The organism is Stenotrophomonas beteli, assembly GCF_001431665.1.
In the GTDB taxonomy this organism is placed as follows: domain Bacteria; phylum Pseudomonadota; class Gammaproteobacteria; order Xanthomonadales; family Xanthomonadaceae; genus Stenotrophomonas; species Stenotrophomonas beteli.
Genome location: NZ_LLXV01000079.1, coordinates 1 through 15,876 on the forward strand (window position 1 = coordinate 1; position 15,876 = coordinate 15,876).

The 15,876-nt window shown below is 68.4% G+C and carries 19 protein-coding genes; 8 read left to right on the top strand and 11 right to left on the bottom strand.

What is annotated here, in order from left to right:
* Positions 1–212: 212 nt before the first annotated feature.
* The 4 genes from ARC23_RS18500 to ARC23_RS18515 are packed head-to-tail and all read left to right on the top strand — an operon-like array spanning position 213 to position 2,353.
* Positions 213–689 carry a phage tail protein gene (locus ARC23_RS18500; RefSeq protein ID WP_411847918.1) on the top strand — a complete coding sequence of 159 codons (477 nt, stop codon included), beginning with the start codon at positions 213–215 and terminating at the stop codon, positions 687–689.
* Positions 690–703: 14 nt separating this feature from the next.
* Positions 704–1,234: a phage tail protein gene (locus tag ARC23_RS18505; RefSeq protein WP_057498553.1), complete on the top strand. Its 531-nt coding sequence runs from the start codon at positions 704–706 to the stop codon at positions 1,232–1,234.
* 31 nt (positions 1,235–1,265) lie between these two features.
* Complete coding sequence (locus tag ARC23_RS18510; RefSeq protein ID WP_057498554.1) at positions 1,266–1,799, top strand: phage tail protein; 534 nt, start codon at positions 1,266–1,268, stop codon at positions 1,797–1,799.
* Entirely contained in the window at positions 1,796–2,353 is a 558-nt protein-coding gene (locus ARC23_RS18515; protein WP_238985273.1) for a GNAT family N-acetyltransferase, read from the top strand. Before ARC23_RS18510 ends, ARC23_RS18515 begins: the two co-directional genes overlap by 4 nt.
* On the opposite strand, the gene ARC23_RS18520 is transcribed toward ARC23_RS18515, so the two are convergent.
* The 6 genes from ARC23_RS18520 to ARC23_RS18545 form a co-directional block, all read right to left on the bottom strand.
* Positions 2,346–2,639: a DUF6916 family protein gene (locus ARC23_RS18520; RefSeq protein WP_057498556.1), complete on the bottom strand. Its 294-nt coding sequence runs from the start codon at positions 2,637–2,639 to the stop codon at positions 2,346–2,348. The two genes, ARC23_RS18515 and ARC23_RS18520, sit on opposite strands and share 8 nt — an antisense overlap.
* A gap of 442 nt (positions 2,640–3,081) precedes the next feature.
* Positions 3,082–4,107: an NAD(P)H-dependent glycerol-3-phosphate dehydrogenase gene (locus ARC23_RS18525; RefSeq protein ID WP_057498557.1), complete on the bottom strand. Its 1,026-nt coding sequence runs from the start codon at positions 4,105–4,107 to the stop codon at positions 3,082–3,084.
* A 20-nt stretch (positions 4,108–4,127) separates the two neighbouring features.
* Positions 4,128–4,646 carry a protein-export chaperone SecB gene (gene secB, locus ARC23_RS18530; RefSeq protein WP_005407596.1) on the bottom strand — a complete coding sequence of 173 codons (519 nt, stop codon included), beginning with the start codon at positions 4,644–4,646 and terminating at the stop codon, positions 4,128–4,130.
* Positions 4,647–4,746: 100 nt separating this feature from the next.
* The gene (locus ARC23_RS18535; RefSeq protein WP_004134671.1) at positions 4,747–5,184 is read right to left on the bottom strand and encodes a rhodanese-like domain-containing protein; all 438 of its coding nucleotides are present in this window, start codon (positions 5,182–5,184) and stop codon (positions 4,747–4,749) included.
* Positions 5,185–5,241: 57 nt separating this feature from the next.
* On the bottom strand, positions 5,242–5,667 hold the full coding sequence (locus ARC23_RS18540; RefSeq protein WP_057498558.1) for a hypothetical protein: 426 nt from the start codon (positions 5,665–5,667) through the stop codon (positions 5,242–5,244).
* 32 nt (positions 5,668–5,699) lie between these two features.
* On the bottom strand, positions 5,700–6,167 hold the full coding sequence (locus ARC23_RS18545; RefSeq protein WP_057498559.1) for a YiiD C-terminal domain-containing protein: 468 nt from the start codon (positions 6,165–6,167) through the stop codon (positions 5,700–5,702).
* Positions 6,168–6,202: 35 nt separating this feature from the next.
* On the opposite strand from ARC23_RS18545, the gene ARC23_RS18550 reads away from it, so the two are divergent.
* The 3 genes from ARC23_RS18550 (at position 6,203) to ARC23_RS18560 (ending at position 9,395) form a co-directional block, all read left to right on the top strand.
* On the top strand, positions 6,203–7,012 hold the full coding sequence (locus ARC23_RS18550) for a uroporphyrinogen-III synthase (RefSeq protein WP_057498560.1): 810 nt from the start codon (positions 6,203–6,205) through the stop codon (positions 7,010–7,012).
* A gap of 103 nt (positions 7,013–7,115) precedes the next feature.
* Complete coding sequence (locus ARC23_RS18555; protein ID WP_057498561.1) at positions 7,116–8,093, top strand: uroporphyrinogen-III C-methyltransferase; 978 nt, start codon at positions 7,116–7,118, stop codon at positions 8,091–8,093.
* A gap of 6 nt (positions 8,094–8,099) precedes the next feature.
* On the top strand, positions 8,100–9,395 hold the full coding sequence (locus ARC23_RS18560; protein ID WP_057498562.1) for a heme biosynthesis HemY N-terminal domain-containing protein: 1,296 nt from the start codon (positions 8,100–8,102) through the stop codon (positions 9,393–9,395).
* Between the two features lie 118 nt (positions 9,396–9,513).
* Here ARC23_RS18560 and ARC23_RS18565 read toward each other — a convergent pair whose 3' ends face one another.
* Complete coding sequence (locus ARC23_RS18565) at positions 9,514–10,809, bottom strand: acetyl-CoA C-acetyltransferase (protein WP_152985301.1); 1,296 nt, start codon at positions 10,807–10,809, stop codon at positions 9,514–9,516.
* Between the two features lie 93 nt (positions 10,810–10,902).
* Between ARC23_RS18565 and ARC23_RS18570 the strand changes: the two genes are divergently transcribed.
* Positions 10,903–11,790 carry a hypothetical protein gene (locus ARC23_RS18570; protein WP_057498564.1) on the top strand — a complete coding sequence of 296 codons (888 nt, stop codon included), beginning with the start codon at positions 10,903–10,905 and terminating at the stop codon, positions 11,788–11,790.
* A 211-nt stretch (positions 11,791–12,001) separates the two neighbouring features.
* On the opposite strand, the gene ARC23_RS18575 is transcribed toward ARC23_RS18570, so the two are convergent.
* The 4 genes from ARC23_RS18575 to ARC23_RS18590 form a co-directional block, all read right to left on the bottom strand.
* Positions 12,002–12,628 (bottom strand): superoxide dismutase family protein, encoded by a 627-nt coding sequence (locus ARC23_RS18575; RefSeq protein WP_057498565.1) that lies wholly within the window; start codon positions 12,626–12,628, stop codon positions 12,002–12,004.
* 32 nt (positions 12,629–12,660) lie between these two features.
* Positions 12,661–13,230 carry a superoxide dismutase family protein gene (locus ARC23_RS18580; protein WP_057498566.1) on the bottom strand — a complete coding sequence of 190 codons (570 nt, stop codon included), beginning with the start codon at positions 13,228–13,230 and terminating at the stop codon, positions 12,661–12,663.
* A gap of 93 nt (positions 13,231–13,323) precedes the next feature.
* A complete protein-coding gene (ntrC, locus tag ARC23_RS18585; protein WP_057498567.1) occupies positions 13,324–14,772 on the bottom strand; it encodes a nitrogen regulation protein NR(I) in 1,449 nt (482 codons plus the stop codon).
* Positions 14,765–15,826, bottom strand: a complete 1,062-nt coding sequence (locus ARC23_RS18590; RefSeq protein WP_080393115.1) for a two-component system sensor histidine kinase NtrB — start codon at positions 15,824–15,826, stop codon at positions 14,765–14,767. The genes ntrC and ARC23_RS18590 overlap by 8 nt, the downstream gene beginning before the upstream one ends.
* Positions 15,827–15,876 lie beyond the last annotated feature (50 nt).

The following is a 15,876-nucleotide window of genomic DNA, read 5'->3' on the forward strand; positions in this document are numbered from 1 at the left end:
CCCTGCAGACTCCCTGGCCCTGCCTGGCGGTCCTGCCCCCCCCCTGAATCCCTGCATCCCTTGGGCTGGCAGCGCGATATTCTTGCGCATATATGCCGGCACTTGTCAACACCCGGGATAATGCGCCAGAGTTATGTCGCCGGCCGGGGGCTGAGTGCCGGCGCCTATCCCAGGGGGAATATCGTATGTCGGAACCCTTTCTCGGGCAGATAATGCCCGTGGCGTTCAACTTCGCGCCCAAGTTCTTCGCTTTCTGCAATGGCCAGGTGCTGCCCATCGCACAGAACCAGGCGCTCTTTTCGCTGCTGGGCGTTACCTACGGTGGCAACGGCACAAACACCTTCCAGCTTCCCGATCTGCGCAGCCGCACACCCCGGGGATCCAACAGCGGCACCAACATGGGTGAACGCCAGGGCGTGGAGAACGTCACCCTGCTGGCCACGCAGATTCCCCAGCACACGCACGTTTTCGGCGGCACCACCGCCAACGGTACAACGCGCATTCCGCAGGGCAATGTGCTGCTCGGCAAAACCGGGACGCAGAATGTCTACGGTGCGTCCGGCGGCGCCCAGGTACCGCTGGATGTGCTCGATAACAGCGGCCAGACGCAGTCCCATGCAAACCTGCAGCCGTATCTGGTCATCAATTTCTGCATCGCACTCAACGGAATCTACCCCTCGCGCAACTGACCGGAGTTTCTGCCATGTCTCAACCCTTTGTTGGCGAAGTCCGTCTGTTTCCCTACAACTTCGCGCCGGTGGGGTGGTTCGACTGTGATGGCCGGCTGCTGCCCATTTCAGGGTACGAAGCGTTGTTCACCCTGATCGGCACCACCTACGGCGGCGATGGTGTTTCCACCTTCGGCCTGCCCAATCTGTGCGGGCGCGTACCGGTTCACCAGGGCACCGGCGTGGGCCTGGGCAGCTACGTTCTGGGCCAGGCGGCCGGCAGCGAATCGGTCACCCTGACCCCCGGCCAGCTGCCCGCACACACCCATGCGTTCAACGCGGTGAATTCGGCGGCCAGTTCACCGGCACCCGGACCAGCGTTGCAGCTTGGCGCCGTGAGCGGCGACACGCTGTATACCGACAGCATCACCGGCCTTGGCAGTGGCAACCTGGCGTCCGCATCGGTCAGCGCAGTCGGCGGCAGCCAACCACACGACAACACCATGCCCTCGCTGGTCGCCCGCTATTGCATCGCATGGGCCGGCGTCTTCCCGTCGCAAGGCTGACGATCACCGAACGCCTACCAGGACCCACATCATGAGCGATCCCTTCCTCGGCGAAATCCAGATCTACGGCTTCAATTTCGCCCCTTTCAACTGGGCGATGTGCCAGGGCCAACTGATGCCGATCCAGCAGAACACCGCATTGTTCTCGCTGCTGGGAACCACCTTCGGCGGCAATGGCAGCAGCAACTACCAGCTGCCGAACTACACCGACAACATCGCATGCGGGCAGGGTACGGGCCCCGGCCTGAGCGCGCGCGTGATGGGCGAGACCTTCGGCAGCGACAGCGTCACGCTGCTGACCAGCGAGATGCCCAACCACTCCCACGGCGCACGCATCTACAACCAGCCCGATACCGCGCACCGCAGTGGCGTGCCGGCCAGCGGCAATGCACTGATCACTCCGGAGTCGAGCCCGATCCTGGCCGCGACACCGACGGTCACCAGCACCTTCCCGCTCACCACGGTCGGTGTTGCGGGGGGCGGCCTGGCGCACGAGAACCGCCAGCCCTATCTCACCTTGAACTTCTGCATCAGCTTGTCCGGCGTCTTCCCGCAACGGCCGTGACTGCGAACATGACGCTGGCCTTTCCCCCGCTGCGGGCAGCGTGGCTGCCGGTGGCGGGGGAGGGCCTTCCTGCAGGCGTCAGCGTGCGCGAAGCGCAGGACGGCGACCTGCCCTTTCTGCAGCAGCTCTATGCTGAATCACGTGCAGCCGAGCTGGCCAACGTGCCCTGGCCGGATGCGTTACGGCAGGCGTTCCTGGACAACCAGTTCGCGCTGCAGCACCTGCACTACACACGGCATTACCAGCCCGCCCACTATCTGCTGGTCGAGCAGGCCGGCGAACCGATCGGGCGCCTCTACCTGCACTGCGACGAGCATGAGGCGACCCTCATCGACATCGCCCTGCTGAAGGCTGTACGCGGCCGTGGTATCGGCTCGGCCCTGGTGCGCTGGGTGCAGCGCGCTGCCCACGATGTACCGCTGCATAGTGTCGTACTGCATGTCGCCAGGGAGAATCTGGCCGCGCGCCGGCTCTACGAACGGCTCGCGTTCCACACCGAAGGCGATACCGGCAGCCACCTGCGCATGCGCTGGGTGGCGACAGCGGTCAGTTGAACAGCGCCTGGTAGATGAAACCGGTGCGGTCGCGTGCGATCGGCACCAGGAAGATGCCGAACTCGCCGAGCCCGTGGTGGCGCATGGTGTAGGTGCGCTGCGGGAACAGCACCGCCGATTCATTGCGGAACAGCAGCGAGAACGGCGCGCGCATCTGGCCGGTCAAGCGCTGATCGGGCAGCGGTGCGGCCTCAACGAGCACGAACGGTACGCCGGTGTTTTCGATATCGGCACTGAAGGTTTCGTTGAGATGACCTGCGAACTGGTCCAGCTGGAAAAAGTGCATGCGTCCCCTCCCCCGGTTGCCAGCGAGCATGCCGAAGCCGCTGCACGCTTTCAATGGGGCCGTGCGAAGGCCACGCGGGCGCGGATGGGCAGATACTCGTCTTTCCCCTGCCTGGCGCGTCAAAGGACGGACCCTATGCGTATCCACCTGCTGCTGTTCCCCCTCTCTGGCCCCCTGCTGGCAACCGCAAGCCCGGCCGCAACGCCATAACACCGCGGCCGATACCGGCACGTTCACGCTGACGCTGAGACGTGAGGGTGAAGGGCAGTGATTGATTTTCTCGGACATGGGCAACGGTAATGCGCCGCCACGCGCGCGCTGAATGCTGCCGGGCGCCAACCAAGGTTGGCGGCTACCAGAAGCGGGTTCCGTCGTAGATCCACGCCATGCCTGGATGGGGGCACGCACAAAAAAACCCCGGCGCGTGGCCGGGGTTTTCGATCTACTTGAACAGCGTGTCCGGGTATTCCGGTTTCTGTTCCCGCGCCAGCAATGCGCGCAGGCCTTCTTCCGGCGTCTGCTCGCCGTGCAGCACGGCACGCACGCGGTCGGAAATCGGCAGGTCGATGCCATGGCGGCGCGCCTGTCGCATCACTTCGTCGGCGGTCTGCACCGACTCGACCACCTGGCCGATCTCGCGCACGGCATCCTGCAGCGTCTGGCCACGGCCCAGGGCCAGGCCCAGGCGGCGGTTGCGCGACAGGTCGCCGGTGCAGGTCAGCACCAGATCGCCCAGGCCCGCCAGGCCCATCAGCGTCTCCGGCTTGGCACCGATCGCTGCGGCCAGGCGCAGCATCTCGTTGAGGCCACGGGTGATCAGGCCGGCACGGGCGTTGAGGCCCAGCTGCATGCCATCGGCCACGCCGGTGGCCACGGCCAGCACGTTCTTCATTGCACCGCCCAGCTCGGCCCCGACCATGTCGTCGCCGGTATAGGCGCGGAACGCCGGGCCATGCATCGCCTCGGCCACCGCCTGCGCGAACTCGGGCACGTCGCCGTGCACGGTGATCGCCGTCGGCAGGCCCTGGGTCACTTCCTTGGCAAACGACGGCCCGGTGACGACGGCCAGCGGTACGTCCTCGCCCAGCACTTCGCGCGCCACCTCATGCAGGAAGCGGCCCGAGCCGGGCTCGAAGCCCTTGGTGGCCCAGGCCACGCCGGCACCGGCCGGACGCAGCGGCGCCAGCGCGCGCACGGTTTCGCCGAACGCATGCGACGGAGTCACCACCAGGATCCAGGCCGCGCCCTGCACTGCCGACGCCAGGTCGGTGGTGGCACGCAGGCTGTCCGGCAGCGGAATGCCCGGCAGGTAACGCGGGTTCTCGTGGCGCTGGTCGATGGCGTCGACCACGGCGGCATCGCGGCCCCACAGCACGGTCGGGTGACCGTGCCGTGCGAGCAGGCTGGCCAGCGCGGTTCCCCAGGAACCGGCGCCAAGCACGGCGATCTTGTCAGCGGTAGTGCTCATCCGTGACGTCGCAGCAGGGATCAGGCGTTGCCGGCCGGCTCGGAGTCAGCCAGCGACGGTGCGTCGCCCTGCTCCTGGCGCTGGCGCAGGGTTTCTGCATACAGGCCTTCGAAGTTGATCGGCTGCAGGAAGAACGGCGGGAAGCCACCGGCCTGGATCAGGTCGCTGATCAGCTGGCGCACGTACGGGAACAGGATGTTCGGGCACTGGGTGCCGAGCAGCACGTCGATCGACTGCGGGTCCAGGCCGACCAGGCCGAACACGCCGGCCTGCTTCACCTCGGCCACGTAGGCGGTGCGCTCACCGGCCTGGCAGGTCAGGGTCACGGCCAGCACCACTTCGAAGGCGTTCTCACCCAGGCGCTGCACCTGCTGGTTCAGGTTCAGCTGCAGCTCCGGCTGCACCTGGTCATTGAAGATGGTCGGCGCGTTCGGCGACTCGAAGGAGACGTCCTTGACGTAGATCTTCTCGACGGTGAAAGCGGGGCCGGTGGCGGCATCGACCGGCGCAGCGGCGCCGTTGGTGATCTCTTCGGACATTTCCAGTAACTCCAGGTGAATGCAATGAAAACGAGGGTCGAACTACTGCGATGGGGGCGGCATCAGGCCCATACAAGGCCGGATGCGCCACCTGCGACGATCAGTTGCGGCCCTTGACCAGCGGCAACTCGGCCTGCTGCCAGGCGGGGATGCCGCCGTCGAGCACATAGACCTTCTCGAAGCCGGCCTTCTTCAGCGCCTTGGCGGCGGTTTCCGAGGCGTTGCCACTACGGCACACCAGCACCACCGGCGATTGCTTCGCGTTGGCCACCAGCTTGTTGTCCGGGCCGAAGGCACTGGCCTGGGCGTTGCGGCTGCCGGCAATGTGGCCCTTTTCGAAGTCACCGCTGGCCGACAGGTCGACCACCACCGTGCCGCCCGCGTTGATCAGCTGGGTCAGTTCGGCGGGCTTGATGCCCTTGAAGCCGCGGAAAAGCCGGCGGATCTCGGTGACGATGATGGCCACGGTCAGGCCGACCAGGGCCGCGGACAGCATCGGGTTTCGGCCTGCAAAGGCCAGCAACTCTTCGTAATTCACTCAGGTCACGGGTCGATTAAGCGGGCGCCGATTGTCGCACAAGCCGGACGCGGCCCGTCACTGCCCCTTCCACAGGTCCGGCAGGCCGGCGGTCTGCCACCAGCGCTTGGCCTCCGGGTCCCAGCGCCAGCGCTCGACCACCACCACGGTGCGCTCGGCCTGGGTGTTCTGGTTGATCACCCCGATTTCGACGCGGCGCTCGACCACACCGCCATCCAGCGAGGCACTGCTGCGCTCGCGGTAGGACGACACGCGCAGCTGCGCATAGCGGTTGAGCTCGAACTCGGTCGGCGGGCGCTCCTTGCGCAGCTTCGGGTCCAGGTAGCCGATGGCATCGTCCATGCTGCCCCAGCGGATGGTTGCGCCGTAGGCGATCTGGGTCTCTTCCAGCAGCTTGCGCTGCTTGCGGCTGAGGTCATCGGCCGAGGCCACGGCGCTGGCCAGCAGCAGGGAACACAACAGGAACTGGATGAGGCGGCGCATCGGTGGTTTCCGCAGGGCGTCAGCCTGCCATCCTAACCTTTGGCGAAGGCAACGAAACGACCGCTGAACTCGGCAGCGGCCCGTCCATCGGCGCCGGGCTGGGTGGCGATGATGCTGATGCGGGCCTTGCGGCGCTGGCGGAAGGTGTTCAGGAAGGCGTCCCAGCCACTGGCTTCGGCCGCTTCGGCATGTGCGTGCAGGTCTTCGTACACCGGCGCCAGGTAGCGCAGATGGCTGTCGGCGACGTAGACCTCGGCGTCATGGCCGGCCAGGCGCAGACGCAGGCTGACCAGCGCCCAGCCGGACAGGGTGAGCACCGAGGCCAGGCTGCCGCCGAAGGCGTTGCCCTTGTCGTTGACATTGGCGGCCAGCGGCGCGGTGATGCGCAGCATGCCATCGGCGTAGCCGTCCAGGCGGATCTGCATGGCACGCACCGCCGGCATGCAGTCCAGCACGTCCTGCAGGGAAGCCAACGAGGAAGTCAGGGCATCAACGGACATCGGAGCAGCGACCACGACAACGAAGGGCCCGCATAATGCAGGCAATGGCCGACCATACGATACCCACTGGCGCCGCCGGTTCCGATGCGGGCTGGACCTTCATTTCACTGCGCCCGCAAGGACAGCATGCGGCGCTGCGCCGCGCCGTTGCCGGGCTGGGCGGGCAGCTGCTGGCGCTGTCGCCCTGGCGGTTGCAGCGCCTGAACGGCACGCCCGTGGTGCGCCAGCTGCAACGCGCGCTGAACTGCGATCGGGTGGTGTTCACCAGTCCGGCTGCGGTGACCGCCGCCGCCTCGCTGCTGCCCCTGGCCGACGCCCAGCGCAGCCCCTGGCTGACCGTGGGCGAGGGCACTGCGCGCGCGCTGCGGGCGCAGGGCGTGGCCGACGTACATGCACCGCAGCGGATGGACAGCGAAGGCCTGCTGGCGCTGCCGGTGCTGGCCGATGTGCAGGGCCTGCGCATCGGGCTGGTGACCGCGCCCGGTGGCCGTGGCCTGATTGCCGCCCGGTTGCAGGCCGCCGGTGCCACGATCGAGCGCGCCGATGTCTACCAGCGACGCCTGCTGCGTCTATCGCCGCGCGCGCGGGCGCGATTGACGCATTCAGCGTCGCCGTGGGTGCTGGCGGTAAGCAGTGGTGATGCGCTGGATCACGTCTGGCAGCAACTTTCGCCCCCGTTGCGCCAACGCCTGCAGGCCCACGCCCGCGTGGTGGTGGCCAGCGATCGGCTGGGCGAACAGGCGCGCGGCCTCGGCCTGCAGCACGTCGTGCGCAGCGCCGGGCCGACCGCTGAACAGCTGGTGGCGGCTGCACACGCGATGCTCACCGGCCCGGCAGCGACCTGAACAGGGACGGGCGTCACGCTTGCCGCTGTCGTCGGCAGCGGTGATGCTGTGCACAACGCGGCCTGCCGGAACCGACTGGCAACACAGCCGACAAGGAAGCCCGATGAACGACACACCGCCCGTTACCCCGCCCCGTCGCCCTCTGCGCTGGCTGCTGCCGCTGGCTGGGGTGGGCGTGCTTGGCGCGGGCGGCTATGCCGGCTGGTACCTCTGGCAGGTGCAACAGGACGCCCAGCACGCGCAGGCACAGACCACCGCCGTGCAGCTGCAGGGCCTGGAAGACACGCTGGATGCGCTGCGCCGCGACCAACGCGCTACCAGCCAGCGCCTGCAGGATGCTGCGGCCACCAACCGGGTGCTGCGCGACGAGATGCTGGGGCTGTCGCAGCGCAGCGCGTTACTGGAAGAAAACCTGGCCAAGCTCGCCGACAGTGCCAACCAGGGCCGGCAAGCGGTACAGCGTGATGAGGCCGAGCTGCTGCTGACCCAGGCCGCGCAGCGCCTGAACTACGCCGACGATGTGGAAGGTGCGCGCCGCCTGTATGCGCAGGCCGCCACCGTGCTGGCCGATCTGCCCGACAGCGAGGGCTTGAACCTGCGCCAGGCACTGGTGCAGGAACGCGACGCGCTGGATGCACTCGGTGCCGGCCCGCGCGTGCAGTCGCTGCAGCGCCTGGATGCGTTGGCCAAGGCGTTGCAGGGCCTGCCCTCGCAGATCAGCGGCGATGCCGCGCCACGCGCGGGCAAGCCGTGGTGGCAGGCCACGCTGGCGCCGTTCGTGGACATCACCCCGAGCCGCCAGAACGGCCCACTGACAGCGGCCGAGCGGCGCAATGCCGATGACGCGTTGCAGCTGGAACTGACCTTGGCGCGTGCGGCGATCGAACGCGGCGACCGCAGCGGCCGCGATACCGCATTGCAGCGCGTGGACCACTGGGCGCAGCGGCGCTGGCCGGATTCACCGGCCCTGCGCGCGCAACGTGCTGAACTGAAGGCCTTGCGCGAGCTGCCGTTGCAGGCCAGCAACACCGTTCTTGGCAGCACTCTGCAGCAACTGCGTACCCAGACCGACCGGAGGTAATCCCGCATGAAACCCCTGCAATCCCTGGTCGTGCTGTTGCTGGCCGTGGCCATCGGCGTGGTGGCCGCGCAATGGCTCGGCACCGATGACCTGAACCGCTACGGTGAAGTGACCCTGCGCTATGGCGGCTATGACTACCACAGCAACCTGCCGAAGGTGGCGTTGCTGACCGTGATCGGCGTACTGGTGCTGTGGCTGCTGTGGAGCCTGATCGCTGCGCCGTTCCGCGCCTGGGGCCGCTACCGCCGCAAGCAGGGCCGGGTGCGCCTGATCGACGGCCTGCAGGCCTATGAGCATGGCCAGTGGCAGCGTGCGGAAAAGCTGCTGGACGGTGCCGCCAAGGACCCGGAAGTGAGTGCGGTGGCATTGGCCAATGCGGTGCGCAGTGCGCAGGCGCGTGCCGACGGTACCGCTGGCGAAGCATTGCTGCAGCGCCTGGGCGAAAGCGATGCAACGCTGCAGGCGCTGCTGCGTGCCGAACAGCTACTGGCGCGCGATCTGCCGGTGGATGCGATCAACGCGCTGGACGCAGCGGCGATCCAGCCGTTGCCGCCGCGTGGGCTGTGGCTGCGCACCGAGGCACTGGCCCGCGCCGGCCGTGCCCACGAGGCCTATGGGCAACTGGGCGCACTGCGCCAAAGCAAGGTGCTGCCGGCCGATGCCAACGGCGAATTGGAAGCGCGCCTGGCGGCACAGGCGCTGCTGGAAGCGGCCGACGTCAACGCGCTGGCCGCACAGTGGGAAGCCACACCGAAGGCACTGCGGCCGACGGTGGACGTGGTCGGCGCCTATGCCAGCCGCGCGGTGGCCCTGAACTGGGATGAGCCGGCACTGCTGGCGCTGGAACACGCGCTGGATCAGCGCTGGGACGACGAACTGGTGGCGCTGTACGGGCGCCTGCCGGCCGAGCGCCTGGCCACCCGCCAGGCCAACCTGGCGCGCTGGCGCAACGTGCATGAGGACTCGGCGGCGCTGCGCCTGGCCCAGGGCCGGGTGGCGCTGGCCCAGCAGCAGTGGGATGCCGCCGATGCATTCCTGCACGAGGCGATCGCCGCCGGCGCAGGTGCACCGGCGTGGGAAGCGCTGGGTGAGCTGTTCGCACAGCGTGGCGAGCATGCGCTGGCCGCGCAGTGCCTGGCCAATGCGCTGCGCCTGCAGCGCGGCGAGGACAGTGTGGAACTGGTGCGCGGCGTCGAAGCGCCGGCACGTGCCACGGTGGAGGAGCAGCCGATTGCCGCGCAGCCGCCGGTGTATGACGCCAACGAAGAACGCGACGAATTCGGCAACCCGCGGTTGCCGTGAGAAGCGTGCCGGCCAACGGCCGGCACCCACCTGAGCAAGAAAAAACGCCGCCCGCTGGGCGGCGTTTTCATGTGGGACCCGGTAGCCGCCAACCTTGGTTGGCGCGCGGTCGCAATGCTCAGCGCTCGACGATCGCCACCACGCCCATGCCGCCGGCGGTGCAGATCGACACCAGTGCACGGCCACCACCGCGTTCGGCCAGCTGCTTGGCGGCGGTAGCGATCACGCGGGCGCCGGTGGCGGCGAACGGGTGGCCGGTGGCCAGCGACGAGCCCAGCAGGTTGATCTTGTCCGGGTCGATGCGGCCCAGCGGTGCGTCAAGGCCCAGGCGGTTGCGGCAGTAATCCTCGCTCTCCCACGCACGCAGGGTGCACAGCACCTGCGCGGCGAATGCTTCGTGGATCTCGTAGATGTCGAAGTCCTGCAGGGTCAGGCCATTGCGCTTGAGCATCTCCGGCACGGCCACGGTCGGCGCCATCAGCAGGCCTTCGCCATGCACGAAGTCCACCGCAGAGACGTGCGCATCGCGCAGGTAGGCCTGCGGTTCGTGGCCGTGCGCACGCGCCCACTCCTCGCTGGCCAGCAGCACCGCAGCGGCGCCGTCGGTCAGCGGGGTGGAGTTGGCGGCGGTCAGCGTGCCGCGGCCGGAGACCTTGTCGAACGCCGGCTTCAGCGTGGCCAGCTTTTCCAGCGAGGTATCCGGGCGCAGGATGTTGTCGCGCTCGACGCCACGGAACGGTGCGATCAGGTCGTTGAAGAAGCCGCGCTCGTAGGCGGCAGCCAGCTTCTTGTGCGAGGACACCGCCCACTCATCCTGCGAGTCGCGCGAGATGTTCCATTCCTTGGCCATGTCCTCGCAGTGGTCGCCCATGCTCTTGCCGGTGCGCGGCTCGGCCACGCCCGGGAACTCGGGCTTGAGCTCGGAGAACTTGAAGCCGGACGTGAGTGCACGGATCTTGTCGCCGGTGCTCTTGGCACGGTTGGCCGCCAGCAGGCGCGCGCGCAGCTTCTTGCCGTACACGATCGGCACGTCGGAGGTGGTGTCCGAACCGCCACCGATGCCCGATTCGATCTGGCCCAGCGCGATCTTGTTGGCCACGGTGATGATGCTGTCCAGCGAGGTGCCGCAGGCGCGCTGCAGGGTGATGCCGGGGGTCAACGGCGACAGGCCGGAGGACAGCGTGGCTTCGCGGCCCAGGTTCCAGTCGCTGGAGTGCTTGATCACCGCACCCATCGCCACTTCACCCAGCTGCTGGCCATGCAGGCCGAACCGTTCGACCAGCGCGCCCAGCGTACGGACCGACATGCCGAGGTTGCCGACATCCGAATACGCGGTGTTCTGGCGGCAGAACGGAATGCGGACGCCACCGAGGATGGCGACGGGACGAGCGTTGGGCATGGAGATACCTGGCATGGATGAGGGTGTCTGCAACATGGCCTGCACGACGGAGCAGGCATAATGGAGCCAAGTGTAGCTGCCGCCCTGTGATGGGCCAACCGTGGAACCATGAGCAAACCCGACCCCGCGATGAATGCCCTTGGCGTGCTGGCCCTGGAACTGGCCGGCGGCGAAATCCCCCGCCAGGCGGTGCTCAGCGCTGAACAGGCCGGTGAACTGGCCGAACGCGTCGGCCGTGACCTGTCCAAGCTGGTGCCACAGGTGGCCGAGCTGGACCTGGTGTTCGCCGCCGCCCATTTCGACCCGGCCGAAGTACTGCGCCCGGGCTGGCCGATCCATCGCCGCCTGGAAGAACTGCAGATGCGCGCGCCGGGCCGCAGCCAGGGTCCGCGTGTGCTGGCCTTCGGTGCCGATGCCAATGGCGATGTACCGCTGCCGTTCCAGGCCGATGCCACTCTGGTGGGCGGTGGCCTGCGCGTGGTGCCGTTCCTGCTGACCGGCAGCGATGTGGCCACCACCAACGCGGTCGCCGATGCGCTGGAAGAAACCCTGCTGGCCAACGGCATGGCGCATGCCGACACGGCGCTGATGGCGCAGAACACGTTCGGTGCACGCATCGAGCACGCGCGCTATTTCACCGTGAACGATCTGGCCGCGATGATGTCGATGCAGTACGACAACCAGGGCCTGGCCGCGCTGTGGCCGCTGATCGAGACCGCGATCATGGCGCCGGGCGAGGACGAGTGGCTCAATGCCGCGCCCGAACCGCTGCTGCGCTATACGCAGGGCGAGGCGCGCATGGCCTTGTTCGATCCGGCCGGCTGGTGTGCGCACTACAGCCACAGCAAGAACGACTGCGACCGCCTGAAGGGCATCTACGAGCAGTTCCTGATGCGCCAGCGGCAGATGGCTGCGGTGCTGGAAGCGCACGGCGTGCCGGTGCTGTTCGTGCACTGCGAGGCCGGCCAGGACGCGCGCGAACTGCTGGCGCGCTGATCTGCGGATGCGTGCCGCCGGGCATGGCCCGGTGCTACCGTCCAATTGCGTTCCGCCGGGGCGCGACCGCCATGCGTACTGCTGTAGAACCGAGCCCATGCTCGGCTCAGGTCCACCGAAGAGCAGCCGAGCATGGCTCGGCTCTACAGGAAGCGATGCAAAGAAAAACGCCGGTTTGCACCGGCGTTTTTCGTTTCCAACAGAAGCGCCCTTAAGGGGCCTTCTGGATCACCGCACAGGCCAGGCGCGCGCCGGCGTTGCCGGTCGGCTGGGTCTTGTAGTCGTCCGCATCGGCGTGGACGATCAGGCCGCGGCCGATGATGTCGAAGTCATCACCCTTGCCGATGTTGACGTTGCTCGATACCGGGCCGTCGATGGTGGCCACGCCCTGGTCGTCGGCCTTGATGTTGGGCATGTCACCGCCGTGGTGCGGATCGGTGGCGACATTGCCGTGATCCTGCTTGCCCGGATTGAAGTGGCCGCCGGCGCTCATGCCGTCCGGCGCGCTGCAGTCGCCCTTCTCGTGGATGTGGAAGCCGTGCTCGCTGCCCGGCTTCAGGCCGGTGATCTGGCCGGTCACGTGGACCTTGCCATCAATCACCTTGAAGGTGACGCTGCCCTTGGTCTCATTGCCCTGGGTCGGTGCCAGTTCGGCCGTTGCCGAAGCATCGCCCGCCGGTGCAGCCGCCGGTGCCGGGGCGGCGGCCGGTTCGGTGGAGGCGCCGTCAGCCGGCGCGGCCGGCGGGGTTTCAGCCTGCGGCGCAGCGGGCTGCTGGTTGCAGGCCGCCAGGCCCAGCGCGGCGATGGCCGCAAACAGCGAAGTGTGGATCAGACGCATTGGAATCTCTCCCTGGATGATGCCTGCAGTGATCAGCGGACAACCCGGATCACGCCACAGGCGATGCGGACGCCGGCATTGCCGGCGGGCTGGCTGCGATAGTCGTCGGCGTTGGCGTGCACGACCAGTGCACGTCCGGCGATATCGGTGGCGGCGCCTCCGCCAAGGGTAACGCCCTTGAGATGGAGATCGACGTTGGCGCGGCCCTGGGCATCGGCACGCAGGTTGTCCATGTCGCCCAGGTGATGCTTGCCGGTGCCGGCGCGGCCATGCGCGGCGCCAGTGGGGTTGAAGTGGTTGCCGGCGCTGCTGGCATCCACCGCGCTGCAGTCGCCGCGCTCGTGGATGTGGAAACCGGCCTGCTGCATCGGTTGCAGGCCACCGATCAGGCCGGTGATATGCAGGCCACCGGGCTCGACCATCAGTGCCAGGCGGCCACTGACGATACTGGCCGACGCCGGCGCCAGATTGGCCTCGGCCTGCTTGGCCGCGCTGACCACGGTGGGCGGCGGCGGGGTGGGTTCGGTCTTCTTCGGCGCGCTGCCACAGGCAGACAGCAGCACGGCGGCGGACAACGGCAGGATGGCAAAGGACAGGCGCATCAAGGACTCCTTGCAGGCAACACTAAGGACGGCATCGTCCATGAACGGTCAACGGTTCGGCAAGCGGGCGCGAGGAGGGTGTGCAGGGAACGTTCAATGGCCCCCGCGACGGCGCCCGGCGCCCAGCTTGCGGGTGAGGGTATTGCGGCCCAGGCCGAGGCGGGCGGCGGCTTCGGCGCGGCGGCCGTGGGTGATCTGCAGTGCGGCCTCCAGCAGCGCATGGTCGACCCGTTCGCGCACCTGCGCGTGCAGGCCCTCGGCACCTTCGGCCAGCTGCCGGCGTGCCCATTCGGCCAGCAACGTTTCCCACTGCCCGGGGTCGGCCGCGTGCGCGTGGCTGCGGCGGCCGCGCTTGCGGTTGAGCGCGGTATCGACATCGGCCACGCCGATGGTGTCGGCAGCGGCCAGCGCGGACATCCGCCAGCACACGTTCTCCAGCTCGCGTACGTTGCCCGGCCAGTCGTGCTCGCGCAGCGCCTGCAGGGCCGCGGCAGTGAGGCGTTTCGGCGGCGTATCCAGCTTGCGTGCGGCGGCGGCCAGGAAGGCGCTGGCCAGCTGCGCGATGTCCTCGCGGCGCTCGCGCAGCGGTGGCAGCTGCAGGCGTACCACGTCCAGGCGGTGCAGCAGGTCGGCGCGGAATTTTCCCTGCGCGACCAGCCCTTCCAGATCCTGGTGGGTAGCGGCGACCACGCGCACATCGACGCGGATCAGCTCGCGGCCGCCGACGCGGAAGAACTCGCCCTGCGCGAGCACGCGCAGCAGGCGCGTCTGCAACGGCAGCGGCATGTCGCCGATCTCGTCCAGGAACAGCGTGCCACCGTTGGCCTGCTCGAAACGGCCGATATGGCGCCGTTGCGCGCCGGTGAAGGCGCCGGCCTCGTGGCCGAACAGCTCGCTTTCCAGCAGCTCGGCCGGAATGGCGGCGGTATTGAGCGCGACGAACGGCCCGTGCGCGCGCGGTGATTCGCGATGCAGCGCATTGGCCACCAGCTCCTTGCCGGTGCCGGTTTCGCCGGTGATCAGCACCGCCAGCGGTGCCTGCGCCAGGCGGCCGATGGCGCGGAACAGCGCGCGCATCGGCGGTGTATCACCGACCAGCTGCGGCGGCTGGTCGCTGCCGGTTTCGAGCGCAGGGGTGGGCGCTGCCATGGCCGGTGCAACCGCCGGCAGCACGCGCTGCGCCAACGCCACCGCATCGTCCAGATCGAACGGCTTGGACAGGAATTCATGCGCCCCGCCCCGGAACGCACCGGCGGTGCTGGCCACATCGGTATAGGCCGACATCACCACCACCGGCAGCTGGGGCAGCGCGGCCTTGAGCTTGTCCAGCAGCACCAGGCCGTCGTCGCCGGGCATGCGCACATCGGTGAACAGCAACGCCGGTGGCGGACCTTCGTTCAGGGCCTGCAGCGCCGGGGCGGCGCTGTCGAAATCAATGACCTGGTATCCCGCCTCGCGCAGCGCGGTGCACAGCACGAAGCGCACCGCGCGGTCGTCGTCGACCACCCAGATGCGCTGCGCGGCGGTGGCAGATTCAGACATCGCGCGGGGACTCCTCGGCCGGTGCGGCGCCGTTGCCGATCGGCAGCAGCAGGGTGAACACGGTATGGCCCGTACGCGAACGATAGGTGAGCGTGCCGCGATGTTCGCGGGCGACCTGCTGGGCCAGCGCCAGGCCCAGGCCGGTGCCTTCGGCACGGCCACTCACCAGCGGCAGGAACAGGTGTTCGGCCAGTTCTTCGGGCACGCCACGGCCGTCGTCGGCAATCTCCAGGCGCAGGGCCAGCGTGTGCAGCTGCTCGGCGATGCGCACGCCATGCTCCACGCGGGTACGCAGGGTGATGCTGCCGGCGCCGGCCTGGATCGCATTGCGCACCAGGTTCCACACCGCCTGGGTGAGGCGGTCGGCATCGCCATGGAATTCGGGAATGCTGGGGTCGTAGTCGCGCTGCAGGCGTACCGCCCAGCCGGCCTCGTTCTCGGCCAGGCGCAGCACACGCTCCAGCGCGGCATGGATGTTCAGTTCGGCGTGTGGCGCGGCCGGGGCCGGCGACAGCAGCTGGTCGAGCAGGCCATTGAGCCGCTCGATCTCCGAGCCGATCAGCTCGATCAGCTCGCGTTCGCTGGCATCGCGCTGGGCGGCGCGGCGGGCCAGCAGCTGCGCCGCGCCCTTCAGCCCGGCCAGCGGGTTGCGTAGCTCGTGGGCCAAGCCTTTCAGCGCCGCGCTGAGCGCGCTGGGCAGCGCCTGGGTCGGGTCCAGCCCGGGGAATTCATCGACTGGATGCGCCTCCAGCAGCCAGCCGCCATCGTCGCGGCGGCTCATCCAGCCCTCGGCGAAGCGCGGCGCCTCGCCGGGCACTGCCAGCGCCAACCGGTTCAGGCGCAGGCTGTCGCGCTCGTCGCGTGCGAGGAAATGCGCCAGCGCCTCGCCCTGCACTTCCAGTGCCGCCAGTGGCTGGCCCAGCAGGCGGCGACCGCTGACGCCCAGCCAGCGGCCGAAAGCCGGATTGCAGCCGACGATGCGGCCATCGGCGCCAGCCCACGCCAGCGGCGTGCCAAGCGCATCGAGGGACGGCGGGGGTGCGGGGTCGGACATTGCACCAATGTAGTGCAAAACGCGGGGTTCGGGGTCAGAGCCCTTTCCTG